General features: G+C 63.3%; 19 protein-coding genes. 8 read left to right on the forward strand and 11 right to left on the reverse strand.

Annotated features, from left to right (window positions below; translation table 11 throughout):
* Positions 1 to 5 precede the first annotated feature (5 nt).
* Genes C7401_RS11720 through C7401_RS11735 form a run of 4 tightly spaced genes read right to left on the reverse strand, consistent with a single transcriptional unit; the run spans position 6 to position 3971 of the window.
* Entirely contained in the window at positions 6 to 1115 is a 1110-nt protein-coding gene (locus C7401_RS11720; protein ID WP_112171547.1) for a hypothetical protein, read from the reverse strand.
* A gap of 28 nt (positions 1116 to 1143) precedes the next feature.
* Positions 1144 to 1983 (reverse strand): hypothetical protein, encoded by an 840-nt coding sequence (locus tag C7401_RS11725; RefSeq protein ID WP_112171548.1) that lies wholly within the window; start codon positions 1981 to 1983, stop codon positions 1144 to 1146.
* 16 nt (positions 1984 to 1999) lie between these two features.
* A complete protein-coding gene (locus C7401_RS11730) occupies positions 2000 to 2659 on the reverse strand; it encodes a hypothetical protein (RefSeq protein ID WP_112171549.1) in 660 nt (219 codons plus the stop codon).
* Positions 2660 to 2693: 34 nt separating this feature from the next.
* Entirely contained in the window at positions 2694 to 3971 is a 1278-nt protein-coding gene (locus C7401_RS11735; RefSeq protein WP_112171550.1) for a hypothetical protein, read from the reverse strand.
* 262 nt (positions 3972 to 4233) lie between these two features.
* On the opposite strand from C7401_RS11735, the gene C7401_RS11740 reads away from it, so the two are divergent.
* Positions 4234 to 5535 carry a helix-turn-helix transcriptional regulator gene (locus C7401_RS11740; protein ID WP_146757907.1) on the forward strand — a complete coding sequence of 434 codons (1302 nt, stop codon included), beginning with the start codon at positions 4234 to 4236 and terminating at the stop codon, positions 5533 to 5535.
* A 21-nt stretch (positions 5536 to 5556) separates the two neighbouring features.
* On the forward strand, positions 5557 to 6720 hold the full coding sequence (locus C7401_RS11745) for a helix-turn-helix domain-containing protein (protein ID WP_112171552.1): 1164 nt from the start codon (positions 5557 to 5559) through the stop codon (positions 6718 to 6720).
* 241 nt (positions 6721 to 6961) lie between these two features.
* Here the strand turns inward: C7401_RS11745 and C7401_RS11750 are convergent, their stop codons facing one another.
* From C7401_RS11750 to C7401_RS11780, 7 genes are all read right to left on the reverse strand, one after another.
* Positions 6962 to 7174, reverse strand: a complete 213-nt coding sequence (locus C7401_RS11750) for a hypothetical protein (RefSeq protein ID WP_112171553.1) — start codon at positions 7172 to 7174, stop codon at positions 6962 to 6964.
* 328 nt (positions 7175 to 7502) lie between these two features.
* Positions 7503 to 8507 (reverse strand): helix-turn-helix domain-containing protein, encoded by a 1005-nt coding sequence (locus C7401_RS11755; protein ID WP_112171554.1) that lies wholly within the window; start codon positions 8505 to 8507, stop codon positions 7503 to 7505.
* Positions 8507 to 9277 carry an SDR family NAD(P)-dependent oxidoreductase gene (locus tag C7401_RS11760; RefSeq protein WP_258396997.1) on the reverse strand — a complete coding sequence of 257 codons (771 nt, stop codon included), beginning with the start codon at positions 9275 to 9277 and terminating at the stop codon, positions 8507 to 8509. Before C7401_RS11760 ends, C7401_RS11755 begins: the two co-directional genes overlap by 1 nt.
* Positions 9278 to 9522: 245 nt before the next feature.
* The gene (locus C7401_RS11765; protein WP_309251990.1) at positions 9523 to 10503 is read right to left on the reverse strand and encodes a VOC family protein; all 981 of its coding nucleotides are present in this window, start codon (positions 10501 to 10503) and stop codon (positions 9523 to 9525) included.
* Positions 10481 to 12274: an FAD-dependent oxidoreductase gene (locus C7401_RS11770; protein WP_112171557.1), complete on the reverse strand. Its 1794-nt coding sequence runs from the start codon at positions 12272 to 12274 to the stop codon at positions 10481 to 10483. The genes C7401_RS11765 and C7401_RS11770 overlap by 23 nt, the downstream gene beginning before the upstream one ends.
* Before the next feature lie 31 nt (positions 12275 to 12305).
* Positions 12306 to 13163 (reverse strand): fumarylacetoacetate hydrolase family protein, encoded by an 858-nt coding sequence (locus tag C7401_RS11775; RefSeq protein ID WP_112171558.1) that lies wholly within the window; start codon positions 13161 to 13163, stop codon positions 12306 to 12308.
* 149 nt (positions 13164 to 13312) lie between these two features.
* Complete coding sequence (locus tag C7401_RS11780) at positions 13313 to 14209, reverse strand: LysR substrate-binding domain-containing protein (protein ID WP_112171559.1); 897 nt, start codon at positions 14207 to 14209, stop codon at positions 13313 to 13315.
* 211 nt (positions 14210 to 14420) lie between these two features.
* On the opposite strand from C7401_RS11780, the gene C7401_RS11785 reads away from it, so the two are divergent.
* From C7401_RS11785 to C7401_RS11810, 6 genes are all read left to right on the forward strand, one after another.
* Positions 14421 to 15059: a hydrolase gene (locus C7401_RS11785; protein WP_112171560.1), complete on the forward strand. Its 639-nt coding sequence runs from the start codon at positions 14421 to 14423 to the stop codon at positions 15057 to 15059.
* Positions 15060 to 15132: 73 nt separating this feature from the next.
* On the forward strand, positions 15133 to 15345 hold the full coding sequence (locus C7401_RS11790) for a hypothetical protein (RefSeq protein WP_181565556.1): 213 nt from the start codon (positions 15133 to 15135) through the stop codon (positions 15343 to 15345).
* Positions 15346 to 15498: 153 nt separating this feature from the next.
* Complete coding sequence (locus tag C7401_RS11795) at positions 15499 to 16392, forward strand: pirin family protein (RefSeq protein ID WP_112171830.1); 894 nt, start codon at positions 15499 to 15501, stop codon at positions 16390 to 16392.
* A gap of 416 nt (positions 16393 to 16808) precedes the next feature.
* Positions 16809 to 17015, forward strand: coding sequence for a hypothetical protein (locus C7401_RS44340; RefSeq protein WP_146757908.1), 207 nt, complete (start codon positions 16809 to 16811; stop codon positions 17013 to 17015).
* Between the two features lie 521 nt (positions 17016 to 17536).
* On the forward strand, positions 17537 to 19717 hold the full coding sequence (gene katG, locus C7401_RS11805; RefSeq protein WP_112171562.1) for a catalase/peroxidase HPI: 2181 nt from the start codon (positions 17537 to 17539) through the stop codon (positions 19715 to 19717).
* A gap of 152 nt (positions 19718 to 19869) precedes the next feature.
* Positions 19870 to 20067 carry a hypothetical protein gene (locus tag C7401_RS11810; protein ID WP_112171831.1) on the forward strand — a complete coding sequence of 66 codons (198 nt, stop codon included), beginning with the start codon at positions 19870 to 19872 and terminating at the stop codon, positions 20065 to 20067.
* The last annotated feature ends 284 nt before the right edge of the window (positions 20068 to 20351 follow it).

Below are 20351 nucleotides of genomic sequence, written 5' to 3' on the forward strand. Positions count from 1 at the left end.
CCGGATTATCCGCGCGGCGATAGCACGACGTTTAGCCGCCGGGCTTCATCGCGCGCCGTGGCAAGCGTGACGTTCCTCATCCTGATCGAGCCGTGGTCGTTGACGGTCATCGTTGCAACGACGGCGGGTGCGTCGGCATCCGCGCCCGCCGCAAGCAGGGCGTTGACGGCTTCGAGGTTGCGAGACCAGATCGCGACGGCGAGCGGGTTTGCCTTGACCATCGGCGGAATCAGGCCTACGGTCTGCGCGCCGTGATGGCGTGCCGCCGCCAGCAGGCCGTCGAATTGCGGAATCGACGCGCTTTGCGCCTGCGTGAAGGTCAGCAGCCAGGGCGTTGAGAGCGCATGCCTGTCGAACGACGGCTGCGATGCTAGCAGCTTCAACGTTTGCGCAAAGTGCGCGTTGTTCGCCATGATCGGCGCTTCGAGGGTCGATCCGCCGCGTTTGCCAAACTCGGGGAGCGCCAGCGGCATCGTCTCGTTCAGATGCAGGTAGAGTGCGATGGCCTCGGTGTCGCAGGTTTCGATGGCGCGTGCCTTCGAGGCGTCGTCGAGCCCGTAGCCGAGGTGCTGGAGACGCCCGCGGTCATCCTGTGGCACGACGGCGCTGCGAATGGCTTGCGTGTCGTTCTGGAGGTTGCGCTCGCTGGCGGCGAGCGCATCGACCTTGCCGTGCAACTGCAACAGCGATTGCTGGAGCGTGCCGAGGGTCGGAATGGCGGAGCCGAGCGCACTCGGGTTGGGCGCGTCGCCGTGAGTGCACGTCGCAAACGCGAGCGCCGCGCCGCCGCTGCTGATCATGGCCGTGAGCCAGAGTTTGCGTGAGCGCGCATAGAACGCGAGGCGTCCCGGCATCGGTGTCAGGCGCCGGCGCTGCTGTTCGAGATGGCTGGCGCCGAACAACAGGAGGAGCAGGCACAGCGCGCCGAGCACGGCCGCGACGCGGCCGGCCACGTGTCCGAGCGCGGGCGCGAGCAGATCGAGCACGACCGTCGAGGCGGTCACGGTCGCATTGACCGGCGATACCCAGTCCGACGACAGTTTCAGTGCGCCGCGCACCGCTGAGTCGCCGTTCGGCGGGGTAGGCGGCACGGCAGCGAGATCGGGCTCTTCCATCAGGCGAACTCCGGCGGGTTGATCGGCGTTACTTGAAGGGCCACGACAGCCCGAGCGACTTCTCGAAGTGGTAAATCGCCATGAGCATGCGCAGCGTCAGTTCGCGATGGTGCAGATAGAACTGATGCATGGCGACGCAGAAGGCCAGCACGAAGAGCGGCAGCAGCACGATCGTTCCCGCGACCTTCAGATACCACGGCGTTGCGCGCTTGCCGTTGGCCACCCGCCGCGCAAACCAGCTATACAGCAGCACGCACAGCGGCAGTGCGAGCACGCCGGCCACGCCCATTTCGATGCGGTGATGGGTATAGATGCTGTATTCCGGCCCGTTGACGGCCACGTCCAGCAGGGCGCCGATGGCGGGAAAGCCGCGGCTCGTGAACCAGCACAACAGATCCACCAGCAACGTATAGACGGCGAGGCAGGACAGCGCGAGCGAGAACGAGCCGCGAAAGCCGAAGCGCACGCGCACGCCGCTGCCAAGACGCGCTGCGGCGCGCAGCGCAACGAAGTACCCGCAGACGGGCAACAGCACGAAAGTGAGCGTGAGCGCCCAGAAAAACGGGGCGAGCGGGCCGGCCACCAGAATCCAGAGGAACAGCAGACCGGCTGCGGCCAGGAAGGCCAGCACCTGGATGGGATCTTTCCAGTTGAGTTCGGTGGCGATAGCGCCGAGTGCCGACCCTGCCGCCGCCACACCGCCTGGCCCGTGCTGCGCCTGCTGGCGATAAGCCACTTTGATCTGTGCGCCAAGAGCCGTGTCGTAAGCGTTCACGCCGGCTTCCCGCTGCGTTTGCGGGCTCGCGAACACGCCCTGGCTGCCCGCCTGGAACGTGCCGTCCGGATTGCGTCCCTGTTCGTCGCTCATGGTGGGCTCCGCAGCGTCAATGCGCCATCTGCGAGGCCGACGGCACCGACACGACCCACGCGCGGTGATCGTCGGTGTTCTCGGCGAGGTCGTAGCCCATTGCAAACATTAGCTGTGCGAAGAGATTCATGCCGTTCGTGCTCACGAACGACTGCACGTAGCCCGAGCCTTGCGGGAAGTTGTTCTTCGGCGGGTTCGGGCCGGTGGTGCGGCGCGCGCCCGTGTTCGCCCCCTGCGCAAGCGAGCCGCCCCAGAGCAGGAACTGGCCGCTGTCGGCGGAAACGATGTTGTTCGGAATGTCGTTGCCGCAGAACTTCACGCCGTCGAAGTGCTGGCTGTGGCCTGCGTCGTGCCACAGCACCACGGAGACGTTCATGCAGTAGTCGGGACCGTACGAGAAGGTCCCGATGCTGTGCGCGTAGGCCGTGGCAGGCAGGCTGTTGATCGTGATGGCCGCGCGTGGCCAGCCGTTGCCGCCGTCCTGGAGCACGTGAGAGAGGCCCGAGTCCTTGAAGTGGCCCGGGCCCGGTCCCATGACGGTGGTGGTCATCCCGTTCTTGAGACCGTCCGTGAACTGCGAGACGGAATTGCCGAAGTTGGTCGAGCCGGCGCAACCGGCCAGCAGGCCGGCCAGCGCCGTTGCCGTGCCGAGTGAAGTGAGCAGAGCTTTTTTCATCGTGTGTCCTCTCGCTTTGAGCTTGACGTGAGCTTTATTGCTTGACGCAGAGGCCTTCGACGAAGAAGCCGTTGCCGTTGACTTCGTCGAGGTAGTAGAGGTTCGTCGACGAGACCGGCAGGAACATCATCGCGCTCTGCACGGTGTTGCCGTTGCTCGTGGTGCGCAGCAGCCCGGCCATCAATCCGTTCACGCCGCTTGCGAGCGCGGGTGTCGAGGACGATGACGCGGCGTTGAACGTCGCATTGAAATTCAGCGTGAACGGGGCGGCGTTCTGGCCGGATGGCGTGAACGTCGTGCCCGCAATCGTCACGCGATTCGCCACGATGTCGCCGAGCAACTGGTTGTTGTCGCTGGTGTTCGGTTCCGAGCACAGCCACGTGCCGTCGTATGCGCCGCTCGTCAGGGGCTGCGCCGTGTGGAACACCCACGAGCCGGTCCGGAACGTGCCGTCGCTGTTCGAGCCCGCCTGATCGAGCATCAGCGTGATGGCACCGCCGCTCGTGCTCGCGAAGAGGCGGCCGAAGGACTTGCCGTTCAGCGTCATGTCGAAGGCGCCTGGGTACGTGGTCTGGTCAGGATCGACGGTGATCGTGCCGGTGTCGGCGATGCTTGCGTTGCTGTCGTCCATACAGTTCGCGCCGTAGGCGGCGCTCGGGCAGGCGCGGAACGTGCCGTCGGCGTTGATCAGCATCTGGCCGCTGTCGGCGTCCTGCGAACCGACTGGTACGCCGGCTTTCGTGTAGTCGCCCGAGAGCTTGATGAAACTGTACGTGCCCGCGAGGCCCGCCACCGTGGTCACGCCGTTGTTCGATGCGGCAATCTGGCCGGAGAGCGTTTGCGATCCGCTGCCTGCCGTCACGTTCGGCACGTTGCTGAGCTGGCCGCTCAGGACGCCGTGGTTGCTGCTGTCGCTAACAACGCCGAACTGCATGCCAACCGCGTTCGCCCCGGCCGCGAGCGCGGCCGGCACCGTGCCGCTTGCCTGGAAAGACGTCACGATGTAATTGCCGTTCGTCAGCGTGTAGTTGCCCACGAGCTTGCCGGTGAGGCCGAACTGCGAATCGATGAAAGTCGTCGTCACCTGGCCCTTGGCCGGGGCGTCGATCTGCACGGAGATCGTGTCGCCGAAGCTGACCGTGCCGATATAGGTCTGCTGCGCGGCGAGCGGTTGCGCCTGCGCCTGTCCTGTCTGCGACCCGCTGCCCGACTGGCTCGAAGCGCTGCCGTTGCTGCTGCCGTTGCTCCCGCTGCCCCCGCCGCAAGCCGACAACACCGCGCACACCCCAATGCAAACCAGTGTCTTATTCATGCTGGATTCCAGATTCGATTATTTGACTTATGAAATTTGATTTTCTTGCCGACGGAAATTCCGCAAGACGGCCCGGCCATTCGATTTTTATCCGCTCGCAAACGTAAAACAGCGAAAAAATTCACTGCAAGTGCTATTCGTTTGAGCCGTAGATGCATTTCGCATAAGGGCCGCCAATAGCAGGTTGTCCACGCCTTTTGGCAGGGAATGTCCTTTACGGCCCGTCGGTGTGGCATTCTCCAGCGAGTGTGCCCGGGGGCGCATGATCAAAATTGATCATGTGAATGAAACAGGTCGGCCGCACACTAGATGCGAATTAGAAAGAAAAATATCCGAGGCCGATTGGCAGCTTATGGCAACACGTGAAGTCAAGACCGGTAAAGCGGACGCGCTCGATGCGATCCTCACGCAGTTCTACGACGCCGTGCTCGAACCGGACGCTTTGCTGCCGGCGCTGGCGCGCTTCGACCATTGGGTGGGCAGTACGCTGTGCCATATGCTCGGCTGGAATCGCGTGCACGATTGCGCGCAGTTCAGCTTCATGACGCGCCCGGAGTTTCTCGCGACCGGCGACGCGTATGCGAATTACTATGCCCCGAAAGATCCTCGACGCGCATTGGTCAACCGGCTGGCCGAGGGAATGGTCGTTCAGTGTGCGGACTATTTCGATAGCGGTTATGTCGATCGCAACGAGTTTTACCAGGATCTCCTGATTCAGAACTCGCTTCGATACAGCGCAGGCGGCTGCGCGTTTCGCGACGATTCCGTCGACGTGCTCATTGTCTTCAATCACTGCGTGGGTCAGCCGGCTTTTTCGACGGCGCAGATTCAGGGCCTCAAGCGGCTATTTCCGCATTTGCGGAAAACGCTGCACCTCATGAGCCGCACGGAAACGCTGCGCGCGGGGCTGTATGCCGGAGAGGCCGGTTTGCAGTCGATGGGGCAGGCATTGATCGTCCTTAACCGGCAGCAGGACATCCTGTTCTGCAACGAGGGCGCCGAAGCCATCTTGCGGGAGCGTCACACGCAGCGTGCGCTGCCGCTGCGGATGGCGGGCACGTCGTTGTGGAGCGCGGCGCTCGGTGATGTGCTGCGTCGCGTCCAGCTTACGCGCCGCACCGAAAGCCTGCTTGCACCCGCGCATGACGGCAGCCATGTCCTCACCGTCATCGCGCTGCCGCGCGAGGGCATCGGCCAGCGCGCGCAAACGGTCGCGCCGATGCACGGCCAGCCATCGTGGCGGGGCGGCGCCGTGCCGCCGGGGCTGATTCAGCCGTTTGGCCAGGCCGACCTCATGATTCTGATTTCGCGCCAGCATCACGAGGACGCGATTTCCGCCGCTCAACTCGCGCAGTTGTACGCACTCTCGCCCGCCGAGGCGCGCCTCGCCCATCACCTCGCGAAAGGGCTCTCGATCGAGGAGCACGCCGTCACCGCGGGCGTGTCGATCACCACGGCACGCAACCAGTTGCGCGCCGTGCTCGGCAAGACCGGTTACCGGCGCCAGCAGGACCTCGTGCGGGCGTTGTCGCGGTTGCCGGCGTCCTCGACATCGGTGCAGTGAGAGAACGGCAAGAAGCGAATCATGGCGCAACGTGAAGTCACGACCGGCAAGCCGGAAACGCTGGATGAGATGATCGTGCGGTTCTACGATGCGATCCTCGATCCGGGCGCGCTGCTCCGTGCGTTGACGGAATTCGATCGCTGGATCGGCAGCCGTCTGGCGCACATGGTCGGCTGGGACGCGCGCACGCAGAGCGCGCCGGTCAACCTGATGACGCGTGCCGAGTACATGCACGCGGGCGAGGCCTACGCGCAATACTACGGCAAGATCGACCCGCGCCGCGCAGTCGTGCTGCATCAGCCGGTGGGGCGCGTGTTCCAGTGCGCGGATTATTTCGACAACCGGTACGTGGACCGCAGCGAGTTCTATCAAGACCTGCTGATTCCCAACGGCATGCGTTACATCCTCGGCGGCTGCGTGTATCGCGAGGACGCGCTCGACATCTATCTGGTTTTCAATCATGCGGTGGGCCAGCCGTCGTTTTCTACGCAGCAGGTGCAAGCCGTAGACCGACTGATGCCGCATTTGCAGAAGACGTTGAAGCTCATGCTGCGCAGCGAGTCGCTGCGGGCCGGGATCGTCGCCGGCGAAATGGCGCTCGCGTCGATGGATCAGGCGATCGTCGTGCTCAATCCGGCCAACGAGGTCGTGTTCTGCAACCACAGCGCCGAAGCGCTGTTCAAGGCGCAGCGCATTTTGCGCGTGTCGGGGCGCCGCATCGAATCGGCGAGCTTCTGGAACGATACGTTGTCGGGCGCGATCGGCCGCGTGCGCGAGAGCGGCAAGCCCGAAAGCCTGCCCGTGGGCGCGGGCGCGGGTGCGGGCGCGCAGCAGCGCTATCTCACGGTGCTTGCGCTGCCGCGCGCGCTCGGCACCGGAAGCGGGCTCACGCTCGCGAGCGCCGACATCATGATCGTCGTGACCGAAGCGGAGCGCAGTGCCGCGGCCTCGGAACGGCAACTGTCCCAGTTGTTTGGTTTGACGGCTGCCGAGGCGCGTCTCGCACATGGACTCGCAAAAGGACTTTCGATCGAGGAACATGCGAATGCGTGCGGCGTGACAATTACGACCGCGCGTAATCAGTTACGCGCGGTACTCGCTAAAACAGGCTATCGCAGGCAGCAGGACCTGGTCCGCGCACTTGCGGTGTTGCCGGCGATCGCGGGCCCGCGTGTTGGTGAATGAATCGCTCGAATGGCGGCCCGGATCGTCCTGTGCTTAAGCGCGAAGGCAGGCACAGGCGTGCAGCACGGGGGGCATCGCATCGCGGATCTGCGTCGGGTATGGCCAAGGGGTGTTCGAGAACGTTACTTTGAGCGGCGGTTTCCGAGGCTGAGCCGACGCACGCATGAGCGCGATGCGCGACGGTGTTTTCTGGCCGGCTACCGCCCGATATTGTCGGACGGGAACCGCTGAATGGATCGAGTCAGCGGTTGTGTTGCGACCTGCTTTTCTTGCGGCCGCCCAACCACCACATCGTGGCTCCCCAAAAAATACCACCGACCATGAACATACCGATATTTCTGGCGACATCTGCCATTCCGACTTCGTGGTGCTGGAGAAACTGAATCGCAGTGAAAATGACAGCCGTAGCAATACCCCATGCCAGGACCCCACGAACTACGACAAATCGCAGCATTGAATTCTCCATACGAGTACGACAGGTTGATCAAATACACATAACACATCAGAAGCTTTTCAAAAGGCTCAACCTGGACAGCGAGATCGACAGATAGCGACGAATTGTCGACGGTTTTGCCCGCTCGGTCGAATTCGCGAAAGTGGTCGCGTCCGGAAGTCGAGGAGGCCGTATCGAACTCACGGGGAGTTGGAGTCTTGAACTTCCATTGTCGACCCGAAGTGGCCGGTTGGCCTCGCAGTGAGATGATGTCGCATTTCGGAGCGAAGCCGCCACGCGACTCACCGTGGGAACACCACTTGATTCAATGATTCAGACAGCGTCTGCGTCACACCGGACGAGCGTGCAGATTGCGGTATTCCCCTGGCGTAACCCCTGTCCATCCCTTGAAAGCACGCAGGAATGAGTTGGTGTCCTGAAAGCCAATCAGGAACGCAATCTCGCCAGGCGAGATTGCCGAGCGGGCAAGGTAGTAGCTAGCCAGTTCCTGTCGCGTGCCGTTAAGCACGTCCTGGTAACTGAGCGCTTCGTCGGCGAGATGGCGCTGTAGCGATCGCTTGCTCATTGCCAGACGGCTCGAAATATCGTCGATGCTGCTCTGGCCGCTCGGCAGCATATCGAGCAGCGCGCTGCGTACGCGGTCGCGAGCGCTTGCCTCGGCATCGAGTTTCGAGAGTCGCGCCTGAAGCGCCGGCTCGAAGAACTGCCACATGGCCACGTTCTCGGTCAGGAACGGTCGCGCGGCATCCTCTGCCGAGAAGCTGATGCGATTGTGGCTGCCTTGCTGTAAGCGGCAGCCGAGAAACGCTTCGCACGGTCCGGTCTGACTCGGCAGGACCGCCAATTCCGTCTCGATCGGGTTGATCGCGTGCCGCGTGGCGAGGCGCGCCAGTTGCGTGACGAAGACCACTTCCATCGCGCATAGGCTACGCGGTAGCGGACGATCGTAGCCGTAGCATTCGATGAGCACTTCAGTGCGGTGTCCACCGATGGCGACATCCAGCGCCAATGGTCCGCAAAGGCGCTTGTATTCGGCGAGCCGGGTGAGCGCGACATTCAGATTCGGGCTACACAGGCATGCAAAGAGCGACGGATCGAAAGCCTCGACCGAGATACCGCTACCGAGCCGTACCGGCAACTGTGCTTCTCCGACCATCGTCTCGAGACTGTGAAAGATGCGAAAGTATTCGGCAGGCGTCAGCGAGGCATCCTTGCGGCTAAACAGGTCGGCTGGCAGTTCGGCCAGCGCTAGCAAGTCGCCGGGCGCGATGCCCAGATCAACGACGATCAGTTTCCAGCCGGGATGCACGGAAAAGCGGGTGGCCTGCTTCATCAAGTTGCCTTCTCCATCGCCTGACGCGACATCTTCAACACTGTCTTGCGCGGCAGCAGCGGAACAATCCAATCGAGCATGATTTGCAGCTTGCCTTCATTGAAGGCCACGAGTTCGCCGCGCTCCATGGCCTCGTAGCCGCAGCGCGCCACTGATTCTGCTGACTTGGCGTTCTTCCAGACGCTCACGCCTTGCAGATCGCCGGCGGCGACGAAGCCGGTCGCCACCGCGCCCGGGCATAGCGCCGTGGCGGTCACGCCGTACTCGCGGACTTCTTCGGCAATAGCCTGAGTGAATGAGGTGACGTAGGCCTTGGTTGCGTAGTACACGGCCTGGAGAGGGCCCGGCATGAACGATGCGGTCGAAGAGACATTCAGGATACGTCCGCGCCGACGGCGCACCATGCCCTTCAGGTAGTGATGTGTCAGGTTGGTCAGCGCCACCATGTTGACCTGCATCATCGCCTGCTCGGCCTTGAGATCGCGCTCGACAAATTTGCCGTGGCCGCCAAAGCCAGCGTTGTTGATCAAGACTTCGATGGAAAGTCCCAGCGCCTCAGTGGCAGCGAAGACTCGATCAGCCGAACCGGGGTCGGCGAGGTCCTCTGCGATGACGTACGCTTTCACGCCATACTTCGTCTGGCATTCCTGCTTGATTGATTCGAGCTTGTCGCGCGAGCGCGCAACCAGAACGACATCGCCGCCTTTGCTTGCATGGATGCGCGCCAACTCCAGACCGATGCCGCTTGACGCGCCAGTGATCAATGCCATTGCGGGTTTCATGACTTTTCCCTGATTCGATTGGATAGCCAGATAGTAGACATTTGAACCACGGGAGGCACTAGCATAACGTGCCATGAATAATTCCGATCGCGCCAATTCGGTTGCGCACAACTCACGCGCCTTCGGGCAAGCGTTGGATGGAAGCACTGTCGCTTGAATGACAAGGCTGCGGATACAGCGGCTGGCCGACGTCTGCCCGGCGTGGCCGCCGGAAGCCGTTCGCACCGGGCGTTTCAAGCTTCGGTGTTCTCAAAGAAATACGCCGGCACGTCCGGGCCCCACAGATACAGAGAGTCTTCGGGCGGATGATCTCCGCCGGACCACTCGGTGCCGGCTCCGACGTAGTCGATATCGGCCGAGTATTCCCAGAACGACCCCCACGGGTCACGCACGTACTGAAAATAGTTCGATCCGAGCACGTGGCGCCCCACGCCCCATCCGTCGACATAGCCCGCGCGCTGCATCTGCATCTTGCCGAGTCCGACCGCGTCGATATCCGGAACGTCCCATGCGCTGTGGTGCCATCCCTTCGCCGCACCGTGCGCGAATGCAATCAGATGATGATCGCTGCCATGGCGCGCATGCAGGAACGCCACGATACCCTCAGACCCGTCGGATAGCGTGAGACCCAGTGCGCGTTCGTAGAATGCGACCGCGCCCCGCACGTCTGGCGTGAACATCAGGACATGAGAAAGCCGCGAGGGCCGTGTAACCGGTGCGTCGGCGCGCGCGCATGCACCGCGCAACCGCAAGGGCGCCGATTCCCGGCCCAAGGCCAGCTTGCAGCCGGGCGACGTCTTGACGCCCGCCTTGAGCTGCAACAGGTTGCCATCCAGATCGTGGAACCAGAAGCCATCGTCCGGCGCGAGCCGTGCGGGCGCGGCGGCGGTGGCACCGGCTGCCAGGATCTGCTCGCATAGCGGCGCGAAGTCGTCGGCGAAACAGTTCAACGCCAGATACGCGAGTTGCTTGCGCGTGCCCTCGCGGACCTTCGCCCACACGTGATCGCTGTGCGGCGTGCGCAGCAGCAACTCTCCCGGCCGCGATTCCAGCTCGAAGCCAAAGGTGTCGAGAAAGCGCGTGGCTTCCTGGAGGCCCGGCACATCGAGCGCGAAATGGTCGATCGAATGAACGCCGAAACGCGCGCGCTTTGTCGTTGTCGTTGTCGATGTCATAACGTCTACTCCCGTGTCACGCGGCCACGCCGTCTGCATGCTTCGCTGCACCATTCGTTGTGCGTGGTGCGACGCCGAGCACCTGTGTCAGCACGCGCCGCAGTTCCATCGCGGGGTCCGCCGCGCGCGTGCGGCAGCGCCAGGCGACGAAGCGGTCTGGCCTCACCAGCACACAGCCATCGTCCTCCATTTCGCGCTGGGCGGCCCACTGGCCGTACGCGTCGAACGTACCGGTCGCGTGCGCGATCGAGATCGCCTCGATCCTGATGCCTAACTCGTCGCCGATCTGCCGCGCCGCGTCCAGCCAGGCCTCGCCGCCGCGCCCCGTAATCACCGTGAACACGCCGTTGCCGACCACATCGAGCGTCGATACCTGCTTGCCCTCGCGCTCGATCCAGGCGTGGGGAAGAGACGCGCCGGGCGTCGTGGTGGGGTGGTAATACAGTTCGGGGTCGCGCCATGCGGCAGGGAAGGTGGCGCCATCGCGCACGATCGCAGCCGACTCGTAGCGCTGCCCCAACTCGACGCCATGACAGTTGAACTGATAGTTCTGCTGATCGATGGCTTGCGCAAGTGTCTTGCGGCGCGCCTTGCCGGTCTCGCTGTCCGAGAACAGTTCATCGAGCGAGGCCCAGCCGTCCGCGGCGCTTTGCCCTTGCGAGAAACCGAGGGCGCCCGCAATCGGCAGCATCTCGCCGACCGATTTGATTGCGCGGTTCACGACGCCCTGGGCAACCGGTTGCCGCTCGTCGGAGTAGGTTTGCAGGAGCGCGGGCGATGCCTCGCCCTTGACGATCATCGCGAGTTTCCAGGCCAGATTGAACGCGTCCTGCACGGAGGTATTCGAGCCGAGCCCGTTGGCCGGCGGATGCCGGTGTGCGGCGTCGCCCGCAATCGCCACGCGGCCCTTGACCATGGTGCGCGCGACCATCCGGTTGATGGTCCACTTCGAAACGGCTTTCACGCGCACGGGGATGTCGGCCTCGCCGATGGTGGCGCGGGCGCGCGCGATGACCGCTTCCTCGCTGAGGTCGGGCTCGCCTTCCTTCGGGTCATACATGAAAAGCAGTACCCATTCGTTCCACGGGCGCACGCAGATCCAGGTGCCGCTGCCCACCCAGTAGTCGCTGCCCGGCTGGGTCATCCAGTACAGCACGCCGGGGCGGTGCGCCGTGTACTTCGTGAGATCGACTTCCAGCCAGCAGTTGACCGCGCAGCCCAGTCCCATCTCGCCGTCCATCTCGAAGCCGAGATCCCGCACGACCACGCTCTGTGCGCCGTCCGCGCCCACGGCGTAGTCGGAGATCACTTCGATCTCTTCGCCGGTCAGGCGATCGACGAGCCGCGAATACACGGCCTCTTCAGTCTGCCGGATCGACACCAGTTCTGTATTGAAGAGAAACTTCGCACCGTATTCGCGTGCGGCCGAAAGGATGACCGGTTCGAGCAGATGTTGCGGTGCATTGCACATCTGCGACGGGCTTGCCGCCTCGTAATCGGCCTTGCGGGCAACGCCCGTCCCCCATGTCTGGAGCCGCGCGAGTTCCGTGCCGGCAAAGCTGGTCGCCCACACGTTGTTCGACATCAGCTCATGGGATGTGGCGAGGGCGCGGACGCGATCCTCGATGCCGAGATCGCGAAACACCTCCACGGTGCGCTGATTCGTGATGTGCGCGCGAGGCGAATGGGCCGTGCCGGGATAGCGCGTGATCGCCAGCACCTCGACGCCGTATTTCGCCAGCAGTGCGGCGGTGGTGAGCCCGGCGGGGCCCGCCCCAACCACGAAAACCGGGACGCGAATCTGTTTCATGTCTCCTCCTTCAGGGGAACCTGGCGATCGATCAACGCTGGATCGACGTGTCTTCATCGACAACGACGTTGCGCAGTACGCCAAGACCTTCGATCTCGACTTCGCATACGTCGCCGGCCCGCATGATGAGCTTCGGCTCACGCGCCCAGCCGATGCCTGCGGGCGTGCCGCTCACGATGACATCGCCGGCTTCGAGCGTGATGGCTTCGCTGATGACCGAGATGAGCGAGGCGACGTCGTGCAGCATGTCGCTCGTGTTCGCCGATTGCACGACCCGGCCATTCAGGCGCGTTTCGAGCTTGAGGCCCGCGCCTCCCGGAGGCAGTTCATCGGCGGTGACGAACATCGGGCCGAACGCGCCGGTGCCGTCGAAGTTCTTGCCGAGCGTCCATTGCGGCGACTTGAACTGGTACTCGCGCACGGAGCCGTCATTGAAGATCGAGTAGCCCGCCACGCACGAAAGCGCTTGCTGCCTTGAAATATGGCGGCCGCCGCTGCCGAGAATGACCGCCAGTTCGCCTTCGAAATCGAGCGAGTCGGAAATGCGCGGGCGAATCATGGGCGCCTCGTGTCCGATCAGGCTTGAGTTCAGACGCGCAAAGATCGTTGGATAGTCGGGCTGTTCATACGGGCTTTCCTTCGTGTGATCCGCATAGTTGAGCCCAATGCACAGCAGCTTGCCGGGGCGTGCGAGCGGCGGCAGATACGTCACGGCGGCGCTCGAGAATTCCTCGGCGTCCGCGCGTCGCGACGCCCCCCAGGAAGCGAGATCGACACCACGCGCGAGCAAATCGTCGAGGGTCGTTTCGCCGAGCGAGTGAATGGTGTTGCCCTGCACGATGCCGAGCAGTCGGCGGCGATTGTCGGGAGAAAAGTGGATGTACCGCATGATGTCTCCGGGTGTTGTCAGTGTGATGGCATATCGAGGCTCGATGAGGGAAGAATAGAAATGGACCGGCAGCCGCGGTAGATCGCGCGGCCGCACAGAGTGTCCTGCCAAAGGAACAATGGATGAGGGTCAATCGAAGCGCGAGGCGCTCACTCATCCTTCTGGATGTGCGTGGCGAGATAGTCGATCAGCAGGCGAACGGCCGGCAGCAGGCCGCGGCGAGACGGAAAGACCGCATGGACCAGGCCGCCCTTGGGCTTCCAGCCTGGCACCACATCGACGAGCGCGCCTTTCTCAAGCTCGTTCTCGACGACCATGAAGGGCAACTGCACGACGCCTACGCCTTTCAGCGCGGCCTGCCGAAGCACGGTCATGTCGTCGGTGATGTAGCGCGGCGCGTGTGGCACGCGCGCCTCGGCGGCGTCCGGGCCGACCAGCGTCCAGACGTGATCGCGCTGCGGGCCCCAATCGAGACTGGGCATGCCGGCGAGATCCGCCGGATGCGCAATCTGTGCGTGCTGGTTCAGGAGCGCCGGAGCGGCAACGAGGCGCTGCGGACTTCCGGAGAGCACGCGCATGACGAGCCCGCTGTCTTCGAGCGGCGGGAAACGCACGCGCAGCGCGAGATCGAATCCTTCGGCCAGGACATCGACCCGACGGTTGGTGGCGTCGAGCAGGATTCGCACCTTCGGGTACAGCATCATGAAGTCGGCCACGTGGGCCCCGATGCGGTATTCGAGCAGCGTAGTCGGGCAGCTCACGCGCACCACGCCCTGGGGCTCCGAGACCCTGCGCTCCATGACTTCACGAGCGGCATCGGCTTCCACGAGCACCGCGAGGCAGCGCTCGTAGAACTCCTGCCCGGTTTCCGTGACCGAAAAATGGCGAGTGGACCGATTGAGCAGGCGAACGCCGTACCTCGCCTCGAGGTCGGCGACGCGCCGGCTCAGCTTGGACTTGGGCATGTTGAGCGCCCGGCCTGCCTGCGTGAAACCGTGGTTTTCGACCACTTTCACGAAGTAGAAGATGTCGTTCAGGTCGTCCATGAGTGTTCCTTTGGCAGAACAATCGAGACATCTTAAGGCATGCCATGCCGGCGATCGCCGTTGTTCTTTTCATGGAACACAGTCGGCTTCTTTCGGGACTTCAAGGCGGCGGGGCGCCCGCATAGGATTGCCCGTGCATGCAGAGCCGATGCCTCAAGCATCGATCCTCGGGATCCCACTTTCACTTCCTGCACTGTTTCTGGAGCCAACCATGGCAAGCGAACCTATTCGCGACCCCGCGAACGATCATCTGCTCACCCCGCAGAATGCGGCATTCATCGTTATCGATTACCAGCCGGTCCAGGTGAATTCCATCGCTTCGATGGATCGTCAACTGCTGATCAACAATATCGTGGGCGCCGCCAAAGCCGCGGTCACTTACAAGCTGCCGGTCGTGCATTCGACGGTCAACGTGAAGACGGGCCTGAACAAGCCCCCGATTGCGCAACTGCGCGCCGCGCTTGGCGACTATCCGACCTACGATCGCACGAGCATCAACTCGTGGGAAGACGTCGAATTCCGCAAGGCCGTCGAAGCAACCGGCCGCAAGAAGCTCATCATGACGGCGCTCTGGACGGAAGCCTGCCTGACGTTCCCGGCGCTCGATGCGCTGAAGGCCGGCTACGAGGTCTATGTCGTCGTCGATGCGGTTGGCGGCACATCGGTCGCGGCGCACGACGCCGCGCTGCGCCGTATCGAACAGGCAGGCGGCAAGATGATCAGTGTCGCGCAACTGTTCTGCGAGTTGCAGCGTGACTGGGCGCGCAGCGAGACCGTCCCGGCATTCATTGACCTGTTCATTCAAACCGGCGGCACGGCCGGCATTCAGTTCTCGTACGACAAGAGCTGATGTGTCACACGCGCGGCCGGTCGCGGTAGCCGTCCGCGCGTATCCGTCATGTTCGTGCATGTAGGGAAACGAGGTGCTCGCGAACAACAAGGCTCACCCGATCACCACAGCGGTGCAGTACCACTTCTCGAAGCGGACGATGGCGTATGTCGAGGCCGTCTATCAGCGAGCAAGCGGCGACTCCGAACCGACGCAAGCATGGATCAATGGGTTGCTTGAACCCAACGCGGCTGCAAGCAGCCGTTCACAGACACTGGCGCGCATCGGGTCGCAGACGAAATTCTGATGGCTCGCCCGGAACGAGCTTGGTGAACCCGTCCGATTGTTCCATCAATGAGACACAGAGGGCGACTTTCACCCTCTACCGCCGTCATCGTCGCGCGACTACCCTGTATTCATGCAACCACGGCCGCGGGCCGTTAAACAGGACTATTCGATGATGAAGAAGATTCTCGGCGCTTACAGCAATCCCAACGCGCATTGGGTGGGCGACGGCTTTCCCGTGCGCACGCTGTTTTCGCATCACACCATGGGCCGCCACGTGAGCCCTTTTCTGATGCTCGACTACGCGGGACCGAAAGGCTTTGCGCCCACGGACCGCCGGCTGGGTGTAGGGCAGCATCCGCACCGTGGCTTCGAAACCGTGACCATCGTGTACGAGGGCGAACTGGAGCACCTCGACTCAACGGGTGGCGGCGGGCAGATCGGTCCCGGTGACGTGCAGTGGATGACGGCGGGCGCTGGCATTCTGCATGAGGAGTTCCACTCGCGCGCGTTCGCGAAAACCGGGGGGACGCTCGAAATGGTCCAGCTCTGGGTCAATCTGCCAGCCGAGCACAAGATGACGGCACCCGGCTATCAGAGCATCGTGGCCAGCCAGATTCCGTCCGTCGACCTGCCGTCAGGCGCAGGCTACGTGCGGGTGATTGCCGGCGACTACGCAGGCAAGGCGGGGCCAGCGCGCACCTTCACGCCGATGGATGTCTGGGACGTGCGGCTCAACGCAGGACGCGGTGCAGCCTTGACGCTACCTGCGGGCCGCACGCTTGCGCTCGTCGTGCTGCGCGGTCAGGTTCGCGTGAACGGCGAGGAGCGGGTTATCAGCGACGCGCAACTGGTTCTGCTTGCACGGGAAGGCACCGACGTCCAGCTTGACGCCATCAGCGACGCAATTGTCCTGGTGTTGAGCGGCGAACCTATCGACGAACCCGTTGCCGCGCATGGCCCGTTTGTCATGAACACGACGGAAGAGATTCGCAAGGCGGTAGACGACTTCAACAGTGGGCGTTTTGGGCAGATGGTTCCGAAGGACCAACGCGCCATGGCACAGTAAGCACCGCCGTAGTATGCGAAGCGATCCCTTTCCTGACGCCGGACGTGGCGCCGGGAAAGGCGCTCCGGGCCGCGAACAGACTCCGTCGTGCTCGCGACCGGGCGATGCTGCGGGTTGAGCGGTTGGCCAGCGCCGACGTTGGTGTCCGCTGGCCGCTGAGGGGAGAGGACTTGACGCTTGAGCGGCCGCTCGAAGCCAAGCACGAGTGACGCTTCATGGGCCGACTGCGGCCCGACGTGTCGCGCGAAACTGCCCCGCTCGTGTCAATCGATCTGCCGCACATGGGGTCAACGAATCAGGAGGGCCTTGACCGCTGGCCAATTAAGCGCACGATAGACGAACGCAGCGTTTGTGGCCGTACTGGTGCCAAGAGTCGGCAGCACGCCCAGGCGCGGCGGCGACTCGAGGAGCGAACGATGAAATTCTATGCGCACGAGTATGAAGGGCGGCTGGAAGTGTTTAGCTTCGACGGTGTTTATAGAATTCGCATCACTCAGTTGTGCGGCGCGGCAAAAAAAGCGTTCGCAGATACTGTCCAGCTATGGATAAGTGACGGCGTATCGGCAGACGAAGCCATTGCACGAGAGGCCGAGTCGTTGGCCCGATTAATTAAGGAATACTAGAAAATAAGATGCTGCGGTGCGCGTAGAAATAAGACTCCATCCTTCTCGAATGATGAAGGCGAACATAGCGCAATTGCAGTGCGAAACAGCGGGGTATCAGCGGGAAAGGCCGTCGCTTGTTCGGTGAGTACCCTCTGCGCAATCACGGCCTTCGTCGGTCTCGTGCTGCCTGCCTGACGCCGATGTGGTCGCCCGAAGCCGACCCTCAGACGTCGTTCGGTTCCTCGACGCCGCGATGCCCGCATTGGGGGGCTTCAGACAGTAACGCCGGGCTTGGACTCCGGAAATATCCGGGCGGGCATGTCAGGTCTGTGCTGCAATCGCAACCTGTTTTCCCGTGCGACGCGAAAAGCCGGCAGTTTTCGGCGACCGTCAACTCCGGTGTCAAGGGCTATCGCCGCCATAGCGCATCTCAATAAGCTTGTCGAAAGAATGGGCTATGCTGGGCTGGCGGGTTGTGCCCGCCTGCATGTCGTGGTGCTGGCATGGCCTTTGAACAACCGTGACCTAGAGAGAGAACGATGCCATCCGAAGCTCAATGCCCGTTCTCGGGCGATGCCTCCGTTGCCACACGCGTCGTCGCTGGCACCATGTCCAATCAGGATTGGTGGCCCAACCAGCTACGCGTCGACCTTCTGAATCAACATTCCGACAGATCGGATCCACTCGGTCGGAAGTTCAACTACCGCGAGGCGTTCAAGACACTCGACTATGCAGCGCTCAAAGCCGACCTGCGCAAGCTCATGACCGACTCGCAGGCATGGTGGCCGGCCGACTTCGGTCACTACGGCCCGCAATTCATCCGTATGGCCTGGCATGCCGCGGGTACCTATCGCACGGTCGACGGGCGTGGCGGCGCAGGCCGCGGCCAGCAGCGCTTCGCGCCATTGAACTCGTGGCCCGACAACGTCAACATCGACAAGTCGCGACGCCTGCTGTGGCCGATCAAGCAGAAGTACGGCCAGAAAATATCGTGGGCCGACCTGCTGGTTCTGACGGGCAACGTCGCGCTCGAGACGATGGGTTTCCGCACCTTCGGCTTCGGCGCCGGCCGCGAAGATACCTGGGAGCCGGACAACGACGTGTACTGGGGCGCGGAAACGACCTGGCTCGCTCTGAGCAACGATCCGGCCAACAAGCACAGCCGTTATTCGGGCAAGCGCGATCTCGATAATCCGCTCGCCGCCGTGCAGATGGGCCTGATCTACGTCAATCCTGAGGGTCCGGACGGCAATGGCGACCCGGTTTCGGCGGCGGTCGACATCCGCGAGACCTTCGCCCGCATGGCAATGAATGACGAAGAGACCGTCGCGCTGATCGCGGGCGGCCACTCTTTCGGCAAAACCCACGGCGCGGGACCGGCGGAGCACGTGGGGGCCCCTCCCGAAGCGGCTCCTGTCGAATTGCAGGGCCTCGGCTGGGCCAGTAACTACAAGTCGGGCTCGGGCGGCGACGCGATCGGCAGCGGCATCGAGGTCACATGGACACAAACGCCCGCGCAATGGAGCAATGCCTTCTTCGAGAATCTCTTCAAGTACGAGTGGGAACAGGAAAGGAGCCCTGCGGGCGCCATCCAGTGGGTCGCCAAGGATGCCGACGCGGTCATCCCCGGGCCGAGGCCCGATTCGCCCAAGCGCAAGCCGACCATGCTCACCACCGACCTGTCGCTGCGCTTCGACCCTGCGTACGAGAAGATCTCGCGGCGTTTTCTCGACGATCCGCAGGCGCTTGCCGAAGCGTTCGCACGCGCCTGGTTCAAGCTGACTCACCGCGACATGGGCCCAAAGGCGCGCTACCTCGGCCCGGAAGTGCCGCGTGAAGACCTGATCTGGCAAGACCCGCTACCTGCGGCGACGCACCATCCGGGCGAGGCCGACATCGCCGATCTCAAGGCGAAGATCGCGGCTTCGGGCTTGTCTGCTTCGGAGCTTGTCGCGGCTGCGTGGGCTTCGGCCTCGACCTTCCGTGGGTCGGACAAGCGCGGCGGGGCCAACGGCGCGCGCATCCGTTTTGCGCCTCAGAGCGACTGGGCTGTCAATCAACCCGTTGCCGGCACGCTGGCGAAGCTGGAAGAGATCCAGAAGGCCTCGGGCAAGGCTTCGCTCGCTGACGTGATTGTGCTAGCCGGTAGCGTCGGCATCGAAATGGCTGCGAAGGCAGCGGGCCTCACGCTCACGGTGCCGTTTGCGCCGGGCCGCGTCGATGCCACCGCTGCGCAGACCGATGCAGTCGCGATGGCTGTTCTTGAACCCGTGGCCGATGGCTTCCGCAACTATGAGAAGACCAGGTCGCCGGTTCCGACCGATGCATTGCTGATCGACAAGGCCCAGTTGCTGACCCTGACGGCTCCGGAGATGACCGCGCTGATCGGTGGCCTGCGCGCAATCAACATCAACGCCGATGGCGGCAAGCACGGAGTCTTCACGAAAACACCGGGCGCGCTCACCAACGACTTCTTTGTCAATCTGCTCGACATGGGTACTGAGTGGAAGCAGGCCGGCGGGATCTACGAAGGCTATGACCGCCAGACGGGCCAGCTCAAGTGGACGGGTACCCGCGTGGACCTCGTGTTTGGCTCGAACTCGATCCTGCGCGCGCTGGCCGAGGTGTACGGCAGCGCCGACGGCAAGGACCGTTTTGTCAGCGACTTCGTGTCCGCCTGGGTCAAGGTGATGAACCTTGACCGCTTTGACCTGGCCTGACACGAGACGACGGCGGGCGGCTGCCGGACATGAGCCGCGCGAGCAGTATGCAATGCCGGGGGTTTGCGCCTCCGGCTTGCCCGCGCGTGTGCCCCGGACCGGCCACGCGGTCTATCATGATGGGGCTGCATTCATCCGTGCAGGAGCCCATCATGCCCTCCCATCCATCCGCCGGGCCGACCGGCAACGCTCCCGACGCCACGCGCCCTTCCAACGGTACGACCGGCCAACCCGATCGGCCGCCCGGTCAGACGGGCCTCCCAAATCCGGCCCCCGACGACCTGCCTGACGCCGACGCGGCCGAGCCTGAGCCGCACGAACATCTCCCGTCCAGAAGCGACGACAACTGATTCGGCACCGCCGGTGCCGGGCGTCGGCTTGTCATCCACCTGCAACACCCGCTCGCCATGTCCTCCCGCGAGGACTGGCGGGTTTCTTGTTGGTAGCTCCCTGAAGGTAGCTCCCTGAACGGACAATTCTTCTGGCTCCAGTCCCTACACCCGTCGCCGCAACGCGCCCTCCGGACCAGATACTCACTTGAACAGAAGCGGGACTGGCGGATACAGGGTACCCGGTGCGTGCAAGCAGCATCCGGAGGCGGAGATGGACGAGGTCGCTCTTGAGGGATGTTGTG

Source organism: Paraburkholderia unamae (assembly GCF_003268775.1).
Classification (GTDB): Bacteria; Pseudomonadota; Gammaproteobacteria; order Burkholderiales; family Burkholderiaceae; genus Paraburkholderia; species Paraburkholderia unamae.

What these genes read in the sequence shown, in the direction of transcription:
- C7401_RS44340 (WP_146757908.1), top strand. Translation starts at nt 16,809, where the DNA reads ATGAAATTCTATGCGCACGAGTATGAAGGGCGGCTGGAAGTGTTTAGC.
- C7401_RS11780 (WP_112171559.1), bottom strand. Translation starts at nt 14,209, where the DNA reads ATGGACGACCTGAACGACATCTTCTACTTCGTGAAAGTGGTCGAAAAC.
- C7401_RS11745 (WP_112171552.1), top strand. Translation starts at nt 5,557, where the DNA reads ATGGCGCAACGTGAAGTCACGACCGGCAAGCCGGAAACGCTGGATGAG.
- C7401_RS11795 (WP_112171830.1), top strand. Translation starts at nt 15,499, where the DNA reads ATGAAGAAGATTCTCGGCGCTTACAGCAATCCCAACGCGCATTGGGTG.
- katG (WP_112171562.1), top strand. Translation starts at nt 17,537, where the DNA reads ATGCCATCCGAAGCTCAATGCCCGTTCTCGGGCGATGCCTCCGTTGCC.
- C7401_RS11735 (WP_112171550.1), bottom strand. Translation starts at nt 3,971, where the DNA reads ATGAATAAGACACTGGTTTGCATTGGGGTGTGCGCGGTGTTGTCGGCT.
- C7401_RS11730 (WP_112171549.1), bottom strand. Translation starts at nt 2,659, where the DNA reads ATGAAAAAAGCTCTGCTCACTTCACTCGGCACGGCAACGGCGCTGGCC.
- C7401_RS11775 (WP_112171558.1), bottom strand. Translation starts at nt 13,163, where the DNA reads ATGCGGTACATCCACTTTTCTCCCGACAATCGCCGCCGACTGCTCGGC.
- C7401_RS11770 (WP_112171557.1), bottom strand. Translation starts at nt 12,274, where the DNA reads ATGAAACAGATTCGCGTCCCGGTTTTCGTGGTTGGGGCGGGCCCCGCC.
- C7401_RS11750 (WP_112171553.1), bottom strand. Translation starts at nt 7,174, where the DNA reads ATGCTGCGATTTGTCGTAGTTCGTGGGGTCCTGGCATGGGGTATTGCT.
- C7401_RS11760 (WP_258396997.1), bottom strand. Translation starts at nt 9,277, where the DNA reads ATGGCATTGATCACTGGCGCGTCAAGCGGCATCGGTCTGGAGTTGGCG.
- C7401_RS11740 (WP_146757907.1), top strand. Translation starts at nt 4,234, where the DNA reads ATGATCAAAATTGATCATGTGAATGAAACAGGTCGGCCGCACACTAGA.
- C7401_RS11765 (WP_309251990.1), bottom strand. Translation starts at nt 10,503, where the DNA reads ATGCAGACGGCGTGGCCGCGTGACACGGGAGTAGACGTTATGACATCG.
- C7401_RS11785 (WP_112171560.1), top strand. Translation starts at nt 14,421, where the DNA reads ATGGCAAGCGAACCTATTCGCGACCCCGCGAACGATCATCTGCTCACC.
- C7401_RS11810 (WP_112171831.1), top strand. Translation starts at nt 19,870, where the DNA reads ATGCCCTCCCATCCATCCGCCGGGCCGACCGGCAACGCTCCCGACGCC.
- C7401_RS11720 (WP_112171547.1), bottom strand. Translation starts at nt 1,115, where the DNA reads ATGGAAGAGCCCGATCTCGCTGCCGTGCCGCCTACCCCGCCGAACGGC.
- C7401_RS11725 (WP_112171548.1), bottom strand. Translation starts at nt 1,983, where the DNA reads ATGAGCGACGAACAGGGACGCAATCCGGACGGCACGTTCCAGGCGGGC.
- C7401_RS11755 (WP_112171554.1), bottom strand. Translation starts at nt 8,507, where the DNA reads ATGAAGCAGGCCACCCGCTTTTCCGTGCATCCCGGCTGGAAACTGATC.